At 63.7% G+C, this 19,671-nt stretch carries 19 protein-coding genes; 9 read left to right on the top strand and 10 right to left on the bottom strand.

Annotation, left to right across the window (positions count from 1 at the left end; all coding sequences use genetic code 11):
* The first annotated feature begins 88 nt into the window (after positions 1–88).
* On the top strand, positions 89–2,380 hold the full coding sequence (locus MESCI2_RS0117565; RefSeq protein WP_027037722.1) for a hybrid sensor histidine kinase/response regulator: 2,292 nt from the start codon (positions 89–91) through the stop codon (positions 2,378–2,380).
* Between the two features lie 182 nt (positions 2,381–2,562).
* A complete protein-coding gene (locus MESCI2_RS0117570; RefSeq protein WP_023812526.1) occupies positions 2,563–3,438 on the top strand; it encodes a GNAT family N-acetyltransferase in 876 nt (291 codons plus the stop codon).
* 86 nt (positions 3,439–3,524) lie between these two features.
* On the opposite strand, the gene MESCI2_RS0117575 is transcribed toward MESCI2_RS0117570, so the two are convergent.
* Positions 3,525–4,157: a trimeric intracellular cation channel family protein gene (locus tag MESCI2_RS0117575; RefSeq protein WP_027037723.1), complete on the bottom strand. Its 633-nt coding sequence runs from the start codon at positions 4,155–4,157 to the stop codon at positions 3,525–3,527.
* Positions 4,158–4,242: 85 nt separating this feature from the next.
* Positions 4,243–4,878: a nucleotide exchange factor GrpE gene (gene grpE, locus MESCI2_RS0117580; protein ID WP_027037724.1), complete on the bottom strand. Its 636-nt coding sequence runs from the start codon at positions 4,876–4,878 to the stop codon at positions 4,243–4,245.
* Between the two features lie 239 nt (positions 4,879–5,117).
* Here grpE and MESCI2_RS0117585 point away from each other — a divergent pair, with 239 nt between their 5' ends.
* The 3 genes from MESCI2_RS0117585 to MESCI2_RS0117595 all read left to right on the top strand — a co-directional run bounded on the left by MESCI2_RS0117585 (position 5,118) and on the right by MESCI2_RS0117595 (position 6,941).
* Positions 5,118–5,318, top strand: coding sequence for a hypothetical protein (locus MESCI2_RS0117585; RefSeq protein ID WP_027037725.1), 201 nt, complete (start codon positions 5,118–5,120; stop codon positions 5,316–5,318).
* A 99-nt stretch (positions 5,319–5,417) separates the two neighbouring features.
* Entirely contained in the window at positions 5,418–5,795 is a 378-nt protein-coding gene (locus tag MESCI2_RS0117590; RefSeq protein ID WP_027037726.1) for a hypothetical protein, read from the top strand.
* A gap of 123 nt (positions 5,796–5,918) precedes the next feature.
* A complete protein-coding gene (locus MESCI2_RS0117595) occupies positions 5,919–6,941 on the top strand; it encodes a fatty acid desaturase (RefSeq protein WP_027037727.1) in 1,023 nt (340 codons plus the stop codon).
* A gap of 80 nt (positions 6,942–7,021) precedes the next feature.
* Here the strand turns inward: MESCI2_RS0117595 and MESCI2_RS0117600 are convergent, their stop codons facing one another.
* The 6 genes from MESCI2_RS0117600 to cysG form a co-directional block, all read right to left on the bottom strand.
* Positions 7,022–8,626: a GMC family oxidoreductase gene (locus MESCI2_RS0117600; RefSeq protein ID WP_027037728.1), complete on the bottom strand. Its 1,605-nt coding sequence runs from the start codon at positions 8,624–8,626 to the stop codon at positions 7,022–7,024.
* A 97-nt stretch (positions 8,627–8,723) separates the two neighbouring features.
* Positions 8,724–9,257, bottom strand: coding sequence for a DUF934 domain-containing protein (locus tag MESCI2_RS0117605; protein ID WP_027037729.1), 534 nt, complete (start codon positions 9,255–9,257; stop codon positions 8,724–8,726).
* Between the two features lie 111 nt (positions 9,258–9,368).
* Entirely contained in the window at positions 9,369–10,133 is a 765-nt protein-coding gene (locus MESCI2_RS0117610; RefSeq protein WP_023812518.1) for a phosphoadenylyl-sulfate reductase, read from the bottom strand.
* The gene (locus MESCI2_RS0117615) at positions 10,108–11,778 is read right to left on the bottom strand and encodes a nitrite/sulfite reductase (protein ID WP_027037730.1); all 1,671 of its coding nucleotides are present in this window, start codon (positions 11,776–11,778) and stop codon (positions 10,108–10,110) included. Before MESCI2_RS0117615 ends, MESCI2_RS0117610 begins: the two co-directional genes overlap by 26 nt.
* A 43-nt stretch (positions 11,779–11,821) precedes the next feature.
* Positions 11,822–12,115, bottom strand: coding sequence for a DUF2849 domain-containing protein (locus tag MESCI2_RS0117620; RefSeq protein ID WP_027037731.1), 294 nt, complete (start codon positions 12,113–12,115; stop codon positions 11,822–11,824).
* Complete coding sequence (gene cysG / locus MESCI2_RS0117625; RefSeq protein ID WP_027037732.1) at positions 12,112–13,563, bottom strand: siroheme synthase CysG; 1,452 nt, start codon at positions 13,561–13,563, stop codon at positions 12,112–12,114. The genes MESCI2_RS0117620 and cysG overlap by 4 nt, the downstream gene beginning before the upstream one ends.
* Positions 13,564–13,985: 422 nt before the next feature.
* Between cysG and MESCI2_RS0117630 the strand changes: the two genes are divergently transcribed.
* Positions 13,986–14,435, top strand: coding sequence for a host attachment protein (locus MESCI2_RS0117630; protein ID WP_027037733.1), 450 nt, complete (start codon positions 13,986–13,988; stop codon positions 14,433–14,435).
* Between the two features lie 222 nt (positions 14,436–14,657).
* Positions 14,658–16,454, top strand: coding sequence for a YbaL family putative K(+) efflux transporter (ybaL, locus tag MESCI2_RS0117635; protein ID WP_027037734.1), 1,797 nt, complete (start codon positions 14,658–14,660; stop codon positions 16,452–16,454).
* Between the two features lie 70 nt (positions 16,455–16,524).
* Here ybaL and MESCI2_RS0117640 read toward each other — a convergent pair whose 3' ends face one another.
* Entirely contained in the window at positions 16,525–17,334 is an 810-nt protein-coding gene (locus MESCI2_RS0117640) for an AraC family transcriptional regulator (protein ID WP_027037735.1), read from the bottom strand.
* A 117-nt stretch (positions 17,335–17,451) separates the two neighbouring features.
* Here MESCI2_RS0117640 and MESCI2_RS0117645 point away from each other — a divergent pair, with 117 nt between their 5' ends.
* Positions 17,452–18,372: a zinc-binding dehydrogenase gene (locus MESCI2_RS0117645; RefSeq protein WP_027037736.1), complete on the top strand. Its 921-nt coding sequence runs from the start codon at positions 17,452–17,454 to the stop codon at positions 18,370–18,372.
* Between the two features lie 13 nt (positions 18,373–18,385).
* Here the strand turns inward: MESCI2_RS0117645 and MESCI2_RS0117650 are convergent, their stop codons facing one another.
* Positions 18,386–19,138 carry an SDR family NAD(P)-dependent oxidoreductase gene (locus MESCI2_RS0117650; RefSeq protein WP_023812510.1) on the bottom strand — a complete coding sequence of 251 codons (753 nt, stop codon included), beginning with the start codon at positions 19,136–19,138 and terminating at the stop codon, positions 18,386–18,388.
* Positions 19,139–19,304: 166 nt separating this feature from the next.
* On the opposite strand from MESCI2_RS0117650, the gene MESCI2_RS0117655 reads away from it, so the two are divergent.
* Positions 19,305–19,667, top strand: coding sequence for a nuclear transport factor 2 family protein (locus tag MESCI2_RS0117655; protein WP_027037737.1), 363 nt, complete (start codon positions 19,305–19,307; stop codon positions 19,665–19,667).
* Positions 19,668–19,671 lie beyond the last annotated feature (4 nt).

Below are 19,671 nucleotides of genomic sequence, written 5' to 3' on the forward strand. Positions count from 1 at the left end.
CGCCGCGCCTCGGCAAAAAGCGCTCATCCGCTAAAATTCGAACGATCCGCCGCAATTTTCCATAATCTCTGTCTGGCAAGGATTTCGCATGATCGCGGAATCCGGCAGCCAACAGGCGGACACTGGCGACGACGTCGATGCGGTGCTCCCGCCGGCGTCGACGCGGCGCTTCGTCGCCGCGCCGCCGCTGGTGCCCGAGCCGGAATTCTCCAGGCGCGAAAGCCTGCCCTTTCTGACGTTCGTCGCCATCGTGGTGGTGGCCGGGCCGGCGCATCTGACCGGGGCACCAATCTTCATCAGCGTTGCATTGCTGGCAACCGGTCTTGCCGGTCTTGCCTTGCATCTGCGCGCCAGGCGGAGCGAACATCGCACCTCCGCCCTTCTTGACGAAACCACTGCCCGCAGCCGCGCCGAGATCGAGACGCTGGCCGACCGCATGTGGGAGATGCAGGAGAGCGATGAACGCTTTCGCGGCCTGATCGACGCGCTTGGCGATCTCGTCATCCACCGCGACCGCGACGGCTACATCGTCTATGCTAACAAGGTCTTCGCCGATCTCGTCGAGATCGACCAGCGCGATCTTGCCGGCAAGACCTTGGCGGAACTCGGCATCGAGGTCGGCATGGTTCCCGATGCCGCCTTTTCCGACCACGAGTGCCTGAGTTCCACCGATGTCTCCATCAGCACGCCGAGCGGGCAGCGCTGGTTCTCGTGGATCGAACTGTCGGTGCGCGACAAGGACAGCGGCGCGGTTTCGCACCGCGCCATCGCCCGCGACATCACCGCCCGCAAACGCGCCGAATCCTCGCTGATCACCGCGCGCGAACGGGCCGAATATGCCAGCCAGGCCAAATCGCGCTTCCTCGCCACCGTCAGCCATGAAATCCGCACCCCGATGAACGGCATCATGGGGATGGCCAGGTTGCTCGCCGACACCAGCCTCTCGCCGGAGCAGCAAACCTATGTCGGCGCCGTCTCGACCTCAGCCAGCGCATTGCTTGCCCTGATCGAGGATCTTCTCGACTATTCCAAGATCGAAGCCGGACGCTTCGACCCAGAGCCGCAGCCGATGTCGGTGCGCGAGATCGCCGACAACATCATCGAATTGCTGGCCGCGCGCGCCTTCGCCAAGGATATCGGGCTGGGTTGCCATGTCGAACCCGACGTGCCGCAATTGATCACCGCCGACCCGGGCAAGGTCAGGCAGGTGCTTCTCAACCTCATCGGCAACGCCATCAAGTTCACCGACAGCGGCGGCGTGCTGGTGAGCATTGCACGCGCACGCACCGAAACCAGCGACCGCATATGCTTCACCATAGCCGATACCGGTCCGGGCCTGCGTGATGCCGACCTGGAGCGCATTTTCGAGGAGTTCGAGCAGGCCGACGGCACGTCGACACGCACGCATGGCGGGGCCGGCCTCGGCCTTGCCATCTCCAGGCGCCTGGTGGCCGCCATGGGCGGCACGATCTCGGTATCCAGCCGGCTCGGTCAGGGATCCGAGTTCGTCTTCGAAATCCCTGCGACAGCGGCCACCGAAGCGCCGCAGGGCCACCAGAATGCTCTCTCGGGCAGACGCGCGGTGATCCTGTCGAAGAACGCTGTCGAGGCCGACGCCATCGCCCGCACCATCCGCGCCAATGGCGGCGCGGTCGACATTGCCACCACTGCCGCACAGGCCGCGCCTTTCGCCGCTGGCTGCGATGCGATCCTGGTCGATGCAGCGATGGAAGAAGGCGACGGAAGGCTGCTCAAGCGCCTGCGCCAGAGCGGCTTCTCCGACTGTGAGGCGATCACGCTGATCGCGCCGACCGATCGCGGCATGCTTGGCGAGTTCCGTGCCAGCGGCTACGCAACCTTCCTGGCCAGGCCGGTGCGCGGCGGAACACTTTTGCGTGTTCTGTTGAGCAGCCATGCTCCGAGCCTCGGCCCGCCGCAGCCCGAAAAGCGCGGCGCGCCGTCGCTGCGCGCCGTCGGCAACCGCCAGCGCGGCCTGTCGGTGCTGATCGCCGAGGACAATGACATCAACGCCATGCTGGCCCGCGCCACGCTGCTGAAGGCCGGGCATCGCGTCAAGGTGGTTGGCAACGGCAAGGCCGCCGTCGAGGCTGTCACCGGCGCCGCGCACAAGGACCGCTTCGACGTGGTCTTGATGGATCTGCACATGCCGGTCATGGACGGGCTGGACGCGATCGCCGCCATCCGCCGCCATGAGGAAGAAAGTGCCGTGCGGCCGGTGCCGATCATGGTGCTGTCGGCCGACAGCCAGGAAAAGACCCGCCATGCGGTGTTGGCCCATGGCGCCAGTGGCTTTGTCACCAAGCCGCTCGACCCCGAGGCGCTGGTCAATGCGGTCGAGGGCCAGGTCGTCGCGGCCTGAGCTTTCCACCGCCCATTCCGCGCCGCGCGATCACTTAAACGTAGCCGGTTGATCGTATTCGCCAGCCGACGAAGTATTGCCCACGGCGTCGTATCACGGTACTGTCACAATCCTGTTGCACCTACACCGTATCCCCGTGCCAAGAGGGATGGCTCGAAGGAGAATCACTCGTGCATACAGTTATGCCGGAATGTGACACTCGGCCGAACGCCAGCAGCGCCTTGCTTGCCGGACGTAACGTCGATTCCGTCATAAAGGGCGCGGCGCTGGGCCGTATAGGCAATCTTGAAGTGCGGCTCGCTCGCAACGAGGCCGAGATCGCGGCCGCGCAGGAAGTGCGCTACCGGGTGTTCTACGACGAACTTGGCGCCAGGAAGGACCTGTTCCAGGCCCATGACCGCCGTGACGCCGACCGCTTCGATCCGCTCTGCGACCATCTGCTGGTTTTGGACACCACGCTTTCCGGCCCCGAACATCGCCGCATCGTCGGCACATATCGGCTGCTGCGGCAAGAAATCGCGGCCACGGCCGGTGGTTTCTATTCCGAAGGGGAATTCGAGCTGACCAAGCTCATCGCCCGTCACCCCGGCCAGCGTTTCCTCGAGCTCGGCCGCTCCTGCGTTTTACCGGAATACCGCTCGAAGCGCACCATCGAGGCGCTGTGGCAAGGCATCTGGGCTTACATCAACCATTACGAAATCGGTGTGATGACCGGCTGCGCGTCCTTTCACGGCACCGTGCCGGCGGCGCATGCCGAGGCGCTCACCTACCTCGCCCACCACTGCCGCACCAATTCGGCCTGGGACGTGCGCGCGGTGTCCGGGCGCTATTGCTCGATGGACCTGATGCCGATCGAGGCCGTCAATGCCAAGGCGGCGATCGCGGCGATGCCGCCTTTGGTCAAGGGCTATCTGCGCGTCGGTGCCCGCATCGGCGACGGCTGCGTCATCGATCGCGAATTCTCGACGGTCGATGTGTTCGTCGTGATGCCGGTCAAGGAGATCGGCGCACGCTACGTCAACTATTATGGCGGCGAAGCCCAGCGCTTCGCAGCATAGCGAATAGCGAATAGCGAATAGAAAGTAGCGAGAGCTATCTCGTTCAGCCCCTATTCGCTACTCCCTATTCGCTACTCGCTTCCTTTTCACGGAATATCCTCCGGCCGCCGGCCGGGTCGGCTCTTGTAGGACGGAAACGACCAGCCGAATTTGAGCGCACCGCCACGCACGAGGAACGCGGCCGCAAAGCCGGCAAGGTTCGAGGCGAGCGGCGGCAGTCCGGCAAGATCGCCAAGTGTGTAAAGCCCGGCACCTGCAAGGGCCGCCGTGACGTAGATTTCGGGCCTGAGCAGCACCGATGGCTCGCCGGCAAGGAGATCGCGCAGAATGCCGCCAAAAGTGGCGGTGAGCACGCCGGTGATGACGGAGACGACCGGCGAGCCGGTAATCGCAAGCCCCTTGGCCGCGCCCATTACCGAAAAGGCGGCGAGCCCGATGGCGTCGAGCCAGAGCAGCCATTTCCAGCGCGATTCGACACGATGCGCGCTGAAGAAGACCAGCACCGCAACCGCGGCGCAGACCAGCACATAGCCGGAGTTGGCGACCCAGAAAACCGGCAGGTTGAGAATGACGTCGCGAAGCGTGCCGCCGCCTATCCCGGTGACGCTGGCCAGGAACAGAAAGCCGATGATGTCGAGCTGCTTGCGCGAAGCCGCAAGCGCCCCGGTCGCCGCGAAGACGGCGACACCGGCATAGTCGAGAAGCACGATGGCATTCATGCAGACCAGGGGAGTAAGGGAATAGGGGAGTATGTTTATCACAAAGCCGCACCGTTGGTACGCTTCCCTACTCCCCTACCCTTAACTATGCATCCTTCTCAGCCTGTTCATTGACAGGCCCCGGCTCGACCGATGCTTCGGCGGCGGCGAACTTCGGACCGCCCTTGGCGACGCCGACCATGGCCGGGCGCAGCACGCGGTCGCCGATCGAATAGCCCGGCTGCACGACCTGGACCACGGTGTTGGCCGGAACATCCGGATTGGGCACTTCGAACATCGCCTGATGGAAATTGGGATCGAACTTCTCGCCTTCAGGCGCGAGCTTCTTGACCCCGTGCCGTTCCAGCGCCGACAGCATGGCGCGCTCGGTGAGGTCGACGCCTTCGATCAGCGCCTTGAAGCCAGCGTCACCCGATGCCTTGGCCTCGGCGGGAATCGCATCCAGCGCGCGGCGCAGATTGTCCGACACCGAGAGCATGTCGCGGGCGAAGTTCGCGACCGCGTAGGTGCGCGCATCGTGGACATCGCGCGCCGTGCGGCGACGCAGGTTTTCCATCTCGGCCGCCACGCGCAGCGCGCGGTCCTTCAGCTCTTCATTTTCCTTCAGCAGCCGCACAAGGGCTTCATAGTCACCGTCGGTGCTGCCTTCCGTGCGCTCGGCTGGGGGCTCGGTCGCCTCGACTTCATCGGGCGCGCGTTCGTCTTTTGCCTGGTCGCTCATCGCCGTTTCCCGTCAATCTCGAATGATGTGGATTTTGTGCCCGATATCGATGTTTGGCGGTCAAAAATCAAGGGGTAAGCGATTAGAGAGGCCGCCAGCCAAGGCCGGACAATGACGGCCAAGACATTTCGATTTTAATTCAAATTTTACCTTAACCGCCGGCTTTGCTTGCCACACAGGCAGGATGGGGGAACCATTCGCTTGCTGGAGGAGTTTCGAAGCCGACACAGGATTTTGAGATGATGACCCGCAACATGGGCGAAAAGGCAGAAGGTCTGGCCATCGAGGTCAGGCGCCAGTTGGGTGGCGAGGCGATGACCCGCTTTCTGCGCACCTTGCCGGCCTTCCGCACCGAGGCCGACATTCCCGACCGGCTCAGAGAACTGCTCGACCGCCTCGATGGGGCGGAGCGCGGCGATATCGGCTGGCGCCGGCGGTGACGCAACAATCGATCCTGGCAGCAAACCTCCTATCGGCAATAGCCGGGGAGAGCCGAACCATCTAAGGATAGATGTGTTGTGGTTCAAATGGAGGACGTAATGCGCAAGGTTTCGATCACCTCATCGCTGATGGCGTTTGTCGGCCTCGGCGCCATCACCTTGGCGGCCTTTCCGGCACAAGCAGACAATCTGCAGCTGCAATTGGGCAAACATGGCCCGCGGCTGAAGCTCATGGAAGATTGCGACCCCGCCTACGACGATTGCGAAGGCCCCCGTCGCGACGATCGGCGCGACCGCCGTCAACGAGGCTGCACGGAAGACCGGGCTCTCGACAAGGCGGACCGAATGGGCATTCGCCGCGCAAGGATAGAGTCCGTCGGCCGCCGGGAGATCACGGTCCGCGGCAGACAGGGTGGCGACCGCGTGCGCGTGACTTTTGGCACCGAGCGCGGCTGTCCCATCCTCGATCGCGAATAGCGATCGACGTCAACGGAAAACCGGCGGTCGGCTGGCTCGACCGCCGAGCCACGCGACAATTACGCACAGTAATTTTGCGTGATGTTGCCTTGCGGCGGCGAGGCACCGCGCCTATGCTTCCTGATGAACATGATTTCCCCTGAGGCGGTCGCCAACAGCAAGCGCGCCTGGCTGAAAATTCTCGCCCGCTACAAGAAGCCTGACAGGCGGCGCAGCGCCGTCGAACTCGCCATCACCCTCATCCCATTCGCCATACTCTGGGGACTGTCCTCGGCGGCCTATGCCTATGGCCATTGGTGGGGACTGATCCTCATCCTCCCCGCGGCCGGATTTCTGGTGCGCATCTTCATGATCCAGCACGATTGCGGCCACGGCTCCTTCTTCGCCAACCGCTACGCGGACGACTGGATTGGCCGCGCGCTCGGCATCCTGACGCTGACGCCCTACGATTGCTGGCGGCGCGCCCACGCGACGCACCACGCCAGCGCCGGCAATCTTGACGAACGCGGCATGGGCGACATCCGGACGCTGACCGTTGCGGAATACCGGCAGATGTCATGGCGAGGCCGCCTCGCCTACCGTCTCTATCGCCACCCGCTGGTGATGTTCGGGCTCGGACCGATCTGGCTGTTCATCTTCGAGCAGAGGCTGCCCGTCGGCATGATGCGCGGCGGCCTGACCCCTTGGGTGTCGTCGATGACCACCAATCTTGGCATCGCGGTCGCAGCAGCCATCCTCATCTGGTTCGTCGGCCCCGGCGCGTTCCTGGTGGTCCATCTGCCGATCGTCATCCTCGCCGGTTCGGCCGGCATCTGGCTGTTCTACGTCCAGCACCAGTTCGAGGAAACGGAATGGGCGAAGGATGCCGACTGGGAATTCCAGCACGCTGCCTTACACGGATCGTCCTATTACGATCTCCCGCCGGTGCTGAACTGGTTCACCGGAAACATCGGTGTCCACCACGTCCATCACCTCTCCGCCAAGGTGCCGTGCTACCGGTTGCAGGAAGTGCTGCGCGATTATCCCGAGCTGCGCGACATCGGTCGTGTCACGCTGCTCCAAAGCCTGCGCTGCGTCAAACTGGCATTGTGGGACGAGAACCGCCGCAAGCTGGTGTCGTTCCGCGAGGCACGGGCGGCGGTTTAAGCAATTCCACGAGAAGTTTGAACGGTTTTCCAGGGAAAGCACGTAACGTTTTCCCTGGGCGCCGCGGCCTGGAGCTCCGATCAGGCAGCCTTGATCATGTCGGCGGCCTTTTCGGCGATCATGATGGTTGGGGCATTGGTGTTGCCACCAATCAGTGTCGGCATCACCGAGGCGTCCACGACACGCAAGGCGTCAAGCCCGCGCACCTTGAGTTGCGGATCGACCACCGCCATCTCGTCAACCCCCATCCGACAGGAGCCGACCGGGTGATACACCGTGTCGGCGCGGGTACGGATATGGGTCATCAGATCGGCATCGCTCGGCTCGCCGGCGATGTGCATTTCCTTGTGCCGGTAGCGCGTCAGCGCCGGCGAAGCCAACACCTGCCGGGTGATCCTCACGCCTTTCAGCAGCAGTTCCGCATCGCGCTGGTCGCCGAGGAAGCGCGGATCGATGCGTGGCGCGGCAAGTGGATCGGCTCTGGCCAGCCCAACCTCGCCACGCGAGTGCGGCCGCAATATGCAGACATGACAGGAGAAGCCGAAACCGTAGTGCAGCGTGCGCGCATGGTTTTCGACCAAGCCGATGACGAATTGCAACTGCAGGTCAGGGCGCTGAAGCGCCGGGTCGGATTTGACGAAAGCGCCGCTCTCGGCCGCCGGCGAGGCGATCAGCCCGGTTCCATCCCGCCGCCATTGCGCGATATGCCTGAGGAAACCCAACGCGCCGCGCGGGCTCATGCCAAGCATATCGGTGTCCTTCGATCTCCAGCCAACGATGAAATCGAGGTGGTCCTGGAGGTTCTTGCCGACGCCCGGCAATTCGTGGACGACGGGAACGCCGTGCACGGCAAGTTCGGCCGCCGGGCCGATACCCGACAGCAACAGAAGCTGCGGCGAACCGAAGGCACCGCCGCAGAGGATCACCTCGCGCGAGGCCTGCGCCACTGCCTCGCCTTTGCGTGTCCGGTAGCGGATGCCGGTGGCGCGCTTGCCGTCAAGGACGATGCCTGTGGCGTGCGCCCGCGTGATCACGGTCAGATTGGTCCGCTGCATCACCGGATGGAGATAGGCGGCGGCAGTCGAACAGCGCTCGCCATTGCGGGCACCACCGGCAAACTGGGTCACCTGGAAATAGCCGGCGCCCTCTTGTTCCGGTCCGTTGAAATCGTCCGAGGCGCGAATCTGGTTCTCGGCACAAGCCTCTATGAAGGCCTTGGCGATCGGCCTCGGCGAGCGCTGGTTCGACACTTTCAGCGGGCCGTCCCCGCCATGCAAAGCATCAGTGCCGCGCTCATTGCCCTCGGCGCGCCGGAAATAAGGCAGCACCTCATCCCACGACCAGCCCTCGCAGCCCAGATTCGCCCATTCGTCATAGTCGCTGCGATGACCCCTGACATAGAGCATTGCATTGATGGCGCTGGAGCCGCCCAGCGCCTTGCCGCGCGGCTGGTAGCCCTTGCGGCCGCCAAGACCTTGCTGCGGCACGGTCTCGAAGGCCCAGTTGTTGATTCTGGGCCGGCCGGAAAGCATGCCGATAATGCCAGCCGGAGCGCGGATCAGCATATCCCGGCCCTCGCCGCCAGCTTCGATCAGGCAGACCGTTTTCGATGGATCTTCCGAAAGACGCGCGGCAAGCGCACAGCCGGCGGACCCACCGCCGGCTATGACATAGTCGTAACGCATGAAGACCCCTCCCCGATCGTCCACGGATTTTCCATCCGGATGATCAAGAGAAGGCCTGAACACGACTGATGTAAAGACGCGCGGAATTACCGCAACGTCAGCTGCTGCGAACGCGCCGCCAGGAATATTTCGGGCCTTTTGGTTCCGGCACGGCGGCTGGCTGGTAGTAGAGCCCCAATCCGCCGGTGCGGCCCTCCTCCAGGCGCTTCAACAGCACGGGGTTCGATATCTCGAACTCGTCGAAGCCCAGCCGCAGCATATGCGGCAGTTGGTCGATCAGCACCTGGCCGGTGGCGCGAACGGCACCTTCGAAATGGTAGCGGCCGCGCAGCAGTTCTCCCTTGGAGAAGGAGCGGCCGTCGCTGAAGGCCGGGAAGGCCAATGCCACCAGCGACAGCTGGTCGAGCAGGTCGGCAATCTTCTCGATCTGATCACCCGGCTGCAGCAGGACGCCGAGCCGTTCCTTGGCCGAGCGGCGCACCTCCGGATCCAGATCGAGGAAGACTTGCAACGGCACGATGAAGCGGCCGTTGCCGGACAGCGCATCCGCACTTTCGGCATGGGCCCACTCATCCTCGTGAAAACCCGCAGGGGTCCAGAGCCGGGTCTCCGGTGTCGTCGGTTCAGTCATAAAGATTCCTAAAGCCCCAAGATCCAAGTCCGCTGAAAGTCCGTCCCACGCAAAGCCGGCGGCCTCCGGGTGAAGGTCGCCGTTCGCAGGCCGGCTGAATATCAGCATACCCTATAGTGATGCGTCGGTCAGCGACTTCTCCAGCCCCGACAGGTGAATGCCGCACTCGGTCTTGGCATGACCGGCCCAGCGGCCGCTGCGCGCGTCCTCGCCCGGCTGCACCGGCTGCGTGCACGGGAAGCAGCCGATCGACAAATAGCCATAAGCGACCAGCGGATTTTCGCGCAGCGCGTGCGCGCGCATATAGTCGGCCTGGTCCGATGTCGTCCAATGCGCCAGCGGATTGATACGGATGCGCGGACCGACCGCCTCGAACACCGGCAGCGCTGCCCGCGTCGCGGCCTGAAAACGCTTGCGGCCGGTGAGCCAGGCACGAAATGGCGCGACACCGCGCGCCAGCGGCTCCACCTTGCGCACGTCGCAGCAGGCGTCGGTGTTGCTCTGATGCAGATTGCCCGTCGGATCGATCCGTTCGAGCGCCGCTTCCTCGGGTTTGATCACCCTTATGTTGGTCAGCCCGAAATCGGCGGCGAGCGCGTCGCGATAGCCCAGCGTCTCCTCGAAATGCTTGCCGGTGTCGAGGAAGATGACCGGCAGCGTCCGGTCGATCTTGGCGATCATGTGCAGCAGCACGGCCGAATCCGCGCCGAACGACGACACCGCCGCGATCTCGTCGAGGAACAGCTCGCGGGCCGAGCGTTCGATGATCTCGAGCGGTTTCAGATGACCATAGAGCGCGTCGAGCCCCGCCGCCTTGGCGGCGATGCCGTCATCGACGTCTCCGATACGGTCAAGCGGCCTTGGCTTCGCCAGCATAGAGCGCCTCCTTGAACGGCGCGGGACCGACTCGGCGGTAGGCGTCGATGAATTTCTCTTGTGGGTCGAGCCGAAGGCCGAGATAGGTCTCGACGATCTGCTCGATGGCGTCGGTAATCTCTTCCGAAGAGAAGCCGCGGCCGATGATCTCGCCGACCGAGGTGTTTTCGTCGGCCGAGCCACCCAGCGTCACCTGATAGAGTTCGGAGCCCTTCTTCTCGACCCCGAGGATGCCGATATGGCCGACATGGTGATGACCGCAGGCGTTGATGCAGCCGGAGATCTTCAGCTTCAGTTCGCCGATCTCGCGCTGCCGCTCAAGCGAGGCGAAGCGGCGCGAGATTTCCTGCGCGATCGGGATCGAGCGCGCCGTGGCCAGCGCACAGTAGTCGAGGCCCGGGCAAGCGATGATGTCCGATATCAAATTGGAATTGGCCGTCGCCAGGCCGATGCCGACCAGCGCATCATAGACCGCCTTGAGGTCGGCGCGGGCCACATGCGGCAGGATCAGGTTCTGCTCATGGCTGACACGCAGCTCATCAAAGCCATATTTCTCGGCGATGTCGGCGATCGCTTCCATCTGGCTGTCCGAGGCGTCGCCGGGCACCTCGCCGATGCCCTTCAGCGAGATCGTCACCGCCGCATAGTCGGGATGGCGGTGCGTCACGACATTCCGGTCGAGCCACTCCGAGAACCCCTTGGAATCGAGCCGCGCCAGCTTGACCGCCTGGTCGCCTTCCGGCCGCCCAGCGAGCACCGGTGGCGCGAAATAGGCCTCGATGGCGCGGATGTCGGCTTCCGGCAGCTTCAGCTCGGCGTCCTTCAACTCCTGCCATTCGGCCTCTACCTGACGGGTGATCTCCTCGACGCCGGTCTCATGGACAAGTATCTTGATGCGCGCCTTGTACTTGTTGTCGCGGCGGCCATAGAGGTTGTAAACGCGCAGGATCGCCGTGCAGTACGACAGAAGGTCGGCTTCCGGCAGGAAGTCGCGGATTTTCCGGGCAACCATTGGCGTGCGGCCCTGACCGCCGCCGATATAGACCGCGAAACCGAGTTCGCCAGCGGCGTTCTTCTTCAGGTGCAGCCCGATGTCATGCGTCTGGATGGCGGCGCGGTCGCGCTCGGCACCCGTCACCGCGATCTTGAACTTGCGCGGCAGGAACGAGAATTCCGGATGCACCGACGACCACTGGCGCAGGATTTCCGCATAGGGGCGCGGATCGGCGACCTCGTCGGCGGCAGCGCCGGCGAAATGGTCGGCAGTGACGTTGCGGATGCAATTGCCGCTGGTCTGGATGGCATGCATCTCGACGCTCGCGAGATCCGCCAGGATCGCCGGAATGTCCGACAGCGCCGGCCAGTTGAACTGGATGTTCTGGCGTGTGGTGAAGTGGCCGTAGCCCTTGTCGTATTTGCGGGCGACGTGGCCAAGCATGCGCAACTGCTTGCCGTTCAGCGTGCCGTACGGCACCGCGATGCGCAGCATGTAGGCATGCAGTTGAAGATAGACGCCGTTCATCAGCCTCAATGGCCGGAACTGCTCCTCGGTGATCTCGCCGGCAAGGCGGCGCTGCACCTGGTCGCTGAACTCGGCGACGCGGGCCTGGACAAAATCGTGGTCGAACTCATCGTAACGGTACATGCTTGGTCTTTCAGGGCGCGTCCGCCCATGCCTGGTGTCTTGGTTATGCTGCCCGCGCAGCCTGCTTGCCGAGATCGTTGCGGATGGTCGGGCCGGCGGCGCGGATCTTCTCGCGCAGCCGCACCGGTTGGACGACGCCGTTGACGACTTCAGCGTCGATCAAATTGACGTCGACCACTTCGTTGGCGGCATAGGCCTTGGCGCCGATCGCCTCGAGCCTGTCCTCGGCTGCCTTGTCATGGGCGAGGTCGGCATGGTCCACCGTCTCGGCCCAGCCGCCATCGGCGTACCAGACGGCAATGCCGTCGGTGAGGCGGTTGGCGGTCAGTATCTTCATTGCTGAACTCCTGCGGCGATCGAACTGGACGCGCCTTCATGCCTGTGTGCCGCCAGCGGCTCGGATCGTTCAAAGTTGGCGCCGGCGACCGCATCGCCGATGATGGTCATGACCGGGCCGGAAAGATCGGCGCGCGCTTCCAGCGACGGCAGGTCGGCAAGCGTGCCGTGGAAGCGACGCCGGTTGGCGAGGCTGGCATTCTCGACCACGGCCACCGCAGTGTCCGGCGACAGACCGGCCTCGATCAACCGTCCGGCAACCTCGGCGGCCACCGAGCGGCCCATATAGACGGCGACGGTGGCGCCCGAAATGGCGAGCTTGGCCCAGTCGGGCAGCGAATTGCCCTTGAGGTCGTGGCCGGTGGTGAACACCATCGACGAGGAGACACCGCGCAAGGTCAGCGGCAGTTCGAAATCGGCGGCGGCGGCAAAGGCCGCGGTGACGCCCGGAACCACCTCATAGGCGATGTCGGCATCGCGAAGTGCCGCCATTTCCTCGCCGGCCCGGCCGAAAACCAGCGGATCGCCTGACTTCAGCCGCACGACACGCTTGCCTTCACGGCCAAGCTCGACCAGCAGCGCATTGATCTCAGCCTGGCTCTTGGTGTGGCAGCCCTTGCGCTTTCCGACCGGCAGGCGCTCGGCATCGCGGCGACCCATGGCAACGACCGCCTCGGGCACCAGCGCGTCATGGACGATGACATCGGCTTCCATCAGCAGACGATGGGCCCGCAAGGTCAAAAGATCCTCGGCGCCCGGACCGGCGCCAACCAGCGCGATGTGACCGCAAGCGGGCGTGTTCGACAGCAGAAGATCGACGGCAGCGTCATGCGCCTGCGAAAGGTGGCCAGCTTCGGCCGCGCGCGCAGGAGCACCAGAGAAGAAATCATTCCAGAAGCGGCGACGGGCATTGCCTCTCGGCAGCAGCTTCTCGGCAGCCCCGCGAAACGAAGCCGCAAGAATTGCCAGCGGCCCGAGCGACGGCGACAGCATGCGGTCGATGCGGCCGCGCAACATCTGGGCAAGCACCGGGCCTGCACCTTCGGTGCCGATGGCGATAGCGACCGGCGCGCGGTTGACCAGCGCCGGGGTGAAGAAATCGCAAAGCTCAGGCCGATCGACGGCATTGACCGGAATGCCTAGGCGGCGCGCATCCGCGGCCACCCGGCGGTCGAGTTCCTCGTCGCCGCTGGCGGCAAACACCAAGACCGCGCCTTCGAGCCGCGAAGCGTCGTAAGCGGCGGCAAAATGGCTCGCGCCGGTCTGGGCGATGAAGGCCAGCAGGTCCGGCTCGGCGTGTTCCGCGATGATCCGCAGGACCGCACTCGACTGTCCGATCAGCCGCGCCTTGGCCAGCGCCTCTTCGCCGCCGCCGACGATGGCCACGGCTTCGCCCTCGACCCGCATGAACACGGGGAAGGCGTTGAGCTTGGGAGCAGTGTGCGACATGGACGCGAGCGGAATCCTCAATGAGCCTGCAGTTCTACGCGCAGGCGCGAGAAACCAGAAGGAACGCACTCGCGCATCCCTTATCGGGATGCAATTGCTTTTCTGAAAGCATCCCGGCCAAGAGAAAAATATTTCTCATTAACAGATAGAGCCGATTGAAGCTGCTGTCGCAGGCCTTGATTTGTGGCTCTTTTAGCGCCCGGCGAGAAAAGCCGCAAAACTGTTTTTTCTAAATTCTACCAAATTAGTAGATTAAAGTCGCAAACACCGGATAGCCAGAATGTCCAACGCCGACGCGGGTGCCGACTGGAACATTACCGGCTCGGGGTGCGTTCTCAAAAGGCCCGTCATGTCGGATCGAAACCCGGCTGCGGAATGCCAAGAAAGGCCGCCACGCGGCTAACTAAAAGGAGCCTGTCATCATGAGCACAATCATACTCAAGCACGGTATCTGGGTCATGGTGGCCGATGGCGAGAAGGCGCTTTTCCTCCGGAACGCCGGCGACAACAAATATCCGAATCTCGAGGTGGTGCACGAAATGCAGCAGGACAACCCGCCCACCCGCGAGCAAGGCAGTGACAGCCCGGGCCGATACAATGATGGTCCCTCCGTACACCGTAGCGCAGTCGAGGATACGGACTGGCACCGCATCGGCAAGGAGCGTTTCGCCGATGAAATCGCCGCCCGGCTCTACAAGCTCGCGCATGACGGCGAATTCCGCGAGATCGTGCTCGTCGCACCGCCGGTGGTGCTTGGGACAATGCGCAAGAAGCTGCACAAGGAGGTCGGGGACAAGGTCACCGCCGAAATTCCCAAGACATTGACCAACCATGCCATACCGGAAATCGAGGCCTTGCTGCGGGCAGCCTGATCATTGTCGATCGGCCCTGACCGATCGAGACGAATAGCACCGCACGAATTCCGATCCGGCCGGCAGCTTTTCCGCTGCCGGTCAAATATTTGCGGCAGCGCGGTCGATTTCATGGCTTTGCGGGTTGCATCGCCAACATACCATCCACCATATTGCAAACAGGCGGCGGCTTTGGGCGGCGCTCATCCAACATCGCTGTTTTTGAAAGGCGCTCCATAGACAATGCCGCATGACACGCCCCTTATCGCCACCATCGTCGCCGGTCTGGGGCTGGCTTTCGTCTTCGGGGCTCTCGCCAACCGCTTCCGTATTCCGCCGCTGGTCGGTTATCTCGTAGCCGGCGTGCTCGTCGGGCCGAACACGCCCGGCTTCGTCGCCGATGCCGGCCTTGCCAACGAACTGGCCGAAATCGGCGTCATCCTCCTGATGTTCGGCGTCGGGCTGCACTTCTCGCTCAAGGACCTGCTGTCGGTGCGTGCCATCGCCGTACCGGGCGCCATCGTCCAGATCGGCTTTGCCACCGCACTTGGCGCCGGTCTTGCCTGGATGCTTGGCTGGTCGATGGGCGCGGGGCTGGTGTTCGGCCTGGCGCTCTCGGTCGCCTCGACCGTGGTGCTGCTGCGTGCCCTGCAGGAACGGCGGATGATCGAGACCGAGCGCGGCCGCATCGCCGTCGGCTGGCTGATCGTCGAGGATCTGGCCATGGTGCTGGCGCTGGTGCTGCTGCCGGCGCTCGCCGGCGTGCTCGGCGGTCAGGAGCAGGCTGACGCCCATGCCAGCGGCCTGCTGTCGCTGCCGGCCAGCTACGGCATCTGGGGTGTCGTTGGCATCACGCTGGCCAAGGTCGCCGCTTTCGTGATCGTCATGCTGGTGGTCGGCCGCCGGGTCATTCCCTGGATCCTGCATTACGTCGCCCATACCGGCTCGCGCGAACTGTTCCGGCTGGCGGTTTTGGCCATCGCGCTCGGCGTCGCCTTCGGTGCGGCAAAACTGTTCGGTGTCTCGCTGGCGCTGGGCGCCTTCTTCGCCGGCATGATCATGAGCGAGTCCGAGCTCAGCCACCGCGCGGCGGAAGAATCGCTGCCGCTGCGCGATGCCTTCTCCGTGCTGTTCTTCGTCTCGGTCGGCATGCTGTTCGACCCGTTCAGCCTGATCAGCAATGGCTGGCCGATCCTGGCGACGCTCGCCATCATCGTCATCGGCAAATCACTGGCCGCGTTCGCCATCGTTGTTGCCTTCGGTTATCCCATCGCCACGGCGCTGATAATCTCGGCAAGCCTTGCCCAGATCGGCGAGTTCTCCTTCATCCTGGCTGAACTCGGCGTCGGGCTGAAGCTGCTGCCGGAACAGGGCCGCGACCTCATTCTGGCCGGTGCGATCCTGTCGATTGTCCTCAATCCGCTGATGTTCCTGGCCATCGACTGGATGAAGCCGTGGCTGGAACGGCGCGCCGCCAGGACAGCACCGCCGGTCGAGGCAAAACCGGTTGGTCCGGCGACGGAGCCGGGCCAGGTAGCCTCTGTCGCGGCAGCGACGAAAAGGGAGGATGGGCCGCCGCCAAAGACGGCACTCACCGGCCATGCCATCCTGATCGGCTACGGCCGCGTCGGTGGCCTGGTCGGCTCGGCGCTGAAAGACGCGGCAATGCCCTTCCTGGTCATCGAGGACGCCGACAAGACGCTGGCGAAGCTGAAAGCGGACAGCATCGAGACCGTCGCCGGCAATGCGGCCAATGCCGAAGTGTTCGCCGCCGCCAATCCCGAAGGCGCCAGCCGGTTGATCCTTGCTATCCCCAATGCCTTCGAAGCCGGCCAGATCGTGCTCCGCGCCCGCGCCGCCAACCCTGGCATCAACGTCATCGCCCGTGCCCATTCCGATGCCGAGGTCGAACATCTCAAGGGTTTGGGCGCCGATACGGTGATCATGGGTGAACGCGAGATTGCGCGCGGGATTGTGGAAGAAGTTCTCGGTTCCAAACCGGAGTTGAGGCGCGAAACCGCCGAGCCATCGGTGGCCTGAGTTCCAAAGCCCAAGCTGCACTCTCGCACGCTGGCATCGTGATCGGCTCGACCACCCTTTCAAGCGAGCATCACGCCACGAATGCAGAGCCGCCATTTTGCGCGATCCCACTGAGGTATTTGGCCGGCGGCTTCCCAAGCGCCTTCTTGAACATGGTGATGAAGGCCGTAACGGAACCATAGCCGAGATCGCCCGAGACCTGCTGGACACTCTTGCCGGAAGCCAGTTCCCGAATTGCAACGATCAAGTGCAATTGCTGGCGCCAGCGCCCGAAACTCAGCCCTGTCTCCTTTGCCACAAGGCGGGCGAGGCTGCTTTCGCTGAGCGCCACGCGATTGGCCCATTCCGCCAGTGTGCTGCGGTCGGCGGGGTCCTGCGCCAACGCCTCGGCGATGCTGTTCAAGCGCGGCTCGGACGAGATCGGCAGGTGTAGCTGCTGGACAGCCATGCGTGGCAATTCGGTGAGCAGTATCTTGATCAAGAGTTCGCCCCTCGCCCCGTCCTCCTCCACCCGATCGGAAAGCTCGATGATCAATTCGCGCAGCAGTGGCGAGATCGAAAGCGTGCAGCACCGCTCCGGCAGATCGGCGGCTCCCGGCTCTATGTAGACGAAAAAAATCCGGGCGTTGGCGGTTGCGACATTGCTGTGCTCCATGCCGCCGGGGATCCACACCCCGCAATGCGGCGGCACCATCCATAAACCGCTTGGGACGCGGCATGTGACGCCGCCTGCAAGCGCGAAAACGAGTTGGCCCTTGCGGTGCCAATGGGAGGGTACCTCCGCTCTGGTCTCTGGGACATCGACGCGCACGGCAATCGCGGGCGCGGAAAGGTCATCCACATCGAAATCGGGCCAGGGATAGCTGAGAGGCTGCTTCATGGTTGACGGCTTTTAGCGATCAATTGCCTTCATATCTAAATTATTCAAAGGCAAAAGTCGATAAGGTACACTTGCGAATGAGCGGTGCGACCGCCGCGCAGCCAGGAGGTATCAACCATGCTCGCCCTCGTCATTTCCTCCGACAGCGCGACCGGACTGAGTATCTCGGAGCTTGCCGAGCCTCAACCGGCCTCGAACGAGGCGCTTGTCTCGGTCCACGCGACCTCGTTGAATCGCGGCGAACTGCGCCTGCTCAGCATACGTCCGAACGGCTGGATACCCGGCCAGGACATCGCTGGGATCGTCGAACGGGCAGCAGCCGATGGCTCAGGACCGGCCGTTGGCGCCCGCGTCGCGGCTTTGGTCGATCAAGCCGGATGGGCGCAACGTGTCGCCGTTCCGACCGACCGTCTCGCCGTCCTGCCCGATGACGTCAGCTTTGCCGCCGCCGCCACGTTGCCAGTCGCGGGCACGACGGCGCTGAGGACTCTACGCCATGGCGGCGACCTCGCCGGCCAGCAGGTCTTGATCACCGGCGCAAGCGGTGCGGTCGGCCGTTTCCAGATCCAGCTTGCCCGCGAGCAGGGCGCCTCGGTGACGGCAATCGCCGCCACCCGGCACGCCGAGGATCTCCGCGGCCTTGGAGCCGAGCAGGTTGTCGAAGCGATCGATCTGGCCGAGGAACCGTTCTCGCTGATCACGGAGTCGGTGGGCGGCAAAAGCCTCGCTCACGCGATCGAGCGCGTCGCACCTGGCGGGACCATCGTCATGTTCGGTTCGAGCAGTGGCGACCTGACGCCCATTGGATTCCGTCAGTTCGTTCCGGATCACGAAGGGGCAAGGCTCCAGACTTTCGCGTACTACACGTCTGGTCCAGGCATTGGCGAGGACATCGCCTCGCTGCTCGCTCTGGTCGCAGCCGGCCGGCTCGAAACGCGCGTGGCCTTGACCGTGCCGTGGACAGACATCGCCGAAGCGCTGAACGCACTGCGACAGCGCAGCTTCAGCGGCAAGGCCGTTCTCACCATAACAGGATGAGCATCCTGTTTTGTCACACGTGCTGGCCGCCATTGATGTGAATTTCCGAGCCGGTCACATAGGACGCCTGCTGCGAGCACAGGAAGAAGATGATGTCGGCGACTTCGGCCGTGGTGCCAAGGCGCCTGAGAGGAATGGTCTCGACGATCTTGTCAGTGCCCGGCGACAGGATCGCGGTGTCGATCTCGCCGGGCGCAATGGCATTGACGCGGATGCCGTGCGGGCCGAAATCATGTGCCATCTCGCGCGTCAGCGAGCCTAGTGCCGCCTTCGATGTCGCGTAGGCCGTGCCGGCGAAGGGATGCACGCGGGTTCCGGCGATCGAGGTTACGTTGACGATCGAGCCCTTGGCCGCCGCCAGCTCCTTGAACAGGCCGCGCGCCAGCATGATCGGCGCGAAGAAATTGACCTGGAACACGTCGCGCCAGACATGCATCGGCGTGTCGATCGAATCCATGCGGCTGTTGCCGTCCTTGAGCTTCGGCGAAATGCCGGCATTGTTGACCAGCGCATGCAACTGGCCGCCATGCGCTTCCAGCCGGTGGCGGATTTCGGAGACGGCGATGCCGACATCCTCCTGATCGGCGAGATCGACCTTGATGTGGTCTTCCGGCCCGGCCGGCCACGGGCAGTCCTCGGCGAAAGCCTGCCTGGAGCAGGTGATGACGCGCCAGCCCTCGCGCGAAAAACGCTTGACGGTGGCATGGCCGATGCCGCGGCTGGCGCCGGTCAGCACGATGGTCTTTCGGGTGTCGAGCTCAGTCATTTCAAGGTCTCCGGCCGGCAGATGTAGCCGAACGCCGCCGAGGTGGCGAGAGGCCGAAATGTCACCATTCACTTCAGAGGAGGAACCGGGAAGCCGGCTCGCCGTTGGTTCGGGAGTTGCAGGACAAGGGCGCGGGGTCTCAGATCAAATCAATCGGGACAGAGCCATGACGCAGACAGCACCCCTCGACATAGCCACCGCCTTCACCAAGGCGTGGACAAGCCACGACCTCGAGAAAGCAGCATCCTTGGTCGCCGACGACGTCGTCTTTGATGGGCCGATGCAGCAATCGACCGGCAAGAAACCCTATCTCGAGGGCCTGACCAAGCTTTCGCAGGATGTGACCGGTGTGCGCATGATTGCGGCCTTCGGAGACGATCACCAGGCTCTGCTGATGTATGACTTGATGACAAAGTCGTCCGGCGCGCTTTCCTGCGCCAAGCACCTCACCATCAGCGACGGCAAGATTCACAGCGACAAACTGACCTTTGACAGCAAGAAGTTGGGCAGCGCCAAGCCACGGAATTAGCGGA

This window comes from Mesorhizobium ciceri WSM4083, from assembly GCF_000519305.1.
Taxonomy (GTDB): Bacteria; Pseudomonadota; Alphaproteobacteria; order Rhizobiales; family Rhizobiaceae; genus Mesorhizobium; species Mesorhizobium ciceri_B.

Coding starts and splice junctions, on each gene's coding strand:
- MESCI2_RS0117570 (WP_023812526.1), top strand. CDS start 2,563: ATGCCGGAATGTGACACTCGGCCGAACGCCAGCAGCGCCTTGCTTGCC.
- grpE (WP_027037724.1), bottom strand. CDS start 4,878: ATGAGCGACCAGGCAAAAGACGAACGCGCGCCCGATGAAGTCGAGGCG.
- MESCI2_RS0117595 (WP_027037727.1), top strand. CDS start 5,919: ATGAACATGATTTCCCCTGAGGCGGTCGCCAACAGCAAGCGCGCCTGG.
- MESCI2_RS0117585 (WP_027037725.1), top strand. CDS start 5,118: ATGATGACCCGCAACATGGGCGAAAAGGCAGAAGGTCTGGCCATCGAG.
- MESCI2_RS0117565 (WP_027037722.1), top strand. CDS start 89: ATGATCGCGGAATCCGGCAGCCAACAGGCGGACACTGGCGACGACGTC.
- MESCI2_RS0117575 (WP_027037723.1), bottom strand. CDS start 4,157: ATGAATGCCATCGTGCTTCTCGACTATGCCGGTGTCGCCGTCTTCGCG.
- MESCI2_RS0117590 (WP_027037726.1), top strand. CDS start 5,418: ATGCGCAAGGTTTCGATCACCTCATCGCTGATGGCGTTTGTCGGCCTC.
- MESCI2_RS0117655 (WP_027037737.1), top strand. CDS start 19,305: ATGACGCAGACAGCACCCCTCGACATAGCCACCGCCTTCACCAAGGCG.
- MESCI2_RS0117605 (WP_027037729.1), bottom strand. CDS start 9,257: ATGACTGAACCGACGACACCGGAGACCCGGCTCTGGACCCCTGCGGGT.
- MESCI2_RS0117650 (WP_023812510.1), bottom strand. CDS start 19,138: ATGACTGAGCTCGACACCCGAAAGACCATCGTGCTGACCGGCGCCAGC.
- MESCI2_RS0117600 (WP_027037728.1), bottom strand. CDS start 8,626: ATGCGTTACGACTATGTCATAGCCGGCGGTGGGTCCGCCGGCTGTGCG.
- MESCI2_RS0117620 (WP_027037731.1), bottom strand. CDS start 12,115: ATGAAGATACTGACCGCCAACCGCCTCACCGACGGCATTGCCGTCTGG.
- MESCI2_RS0117640 (WP_027037735.1), bottom strand. CDS start 17,334: ATGAAGCAGCCTCTCAGCTATCCCTGGCCCGATTTCGATGTGGATGAC.
- MESCI2_RS0117645 (WP_027037736.1), top strand. CDS start 17,452: ATGCTCGCCCTCGTCATTTCCTCCGACAGCGCGACCGGACTGAGTATC.
- MESCI2_RS0117610 (WP_023812518.1), bottom strand. CDS start 10,133: ATGCTGGCGAAGCCAAGGCCGCTTGACCGTATCGGAGACGTCGATGAC.
- ybaL (WP_027037734.1), top strand. CDS start 14,658: ATGCCGCATGACACGCCCCTTATCGCCACCATCGTCGCCGGTCTGGGG.
- MESCI2_RS0117615 (WP_027037730.1), bottom strand. CDS start 11,778: ATGTACCGTTACGATGAGTTCGACCACGATTTTGTCCAGGCCCGCGTC.
- MESCI2_RS0117630 (WP_027037733.1), top strand. CDS start 13,986: ATGAGCACAATCATACTCAAGCACGGTATCTGGGTCATGGTGGCCGAT.
- cysG (WP_027037732.1), bottom strand. CDS start 13,563: ATGTCGCACACTGCTCCCAAGCTCAACGCCTTCCCCGTGTTCATGCGG.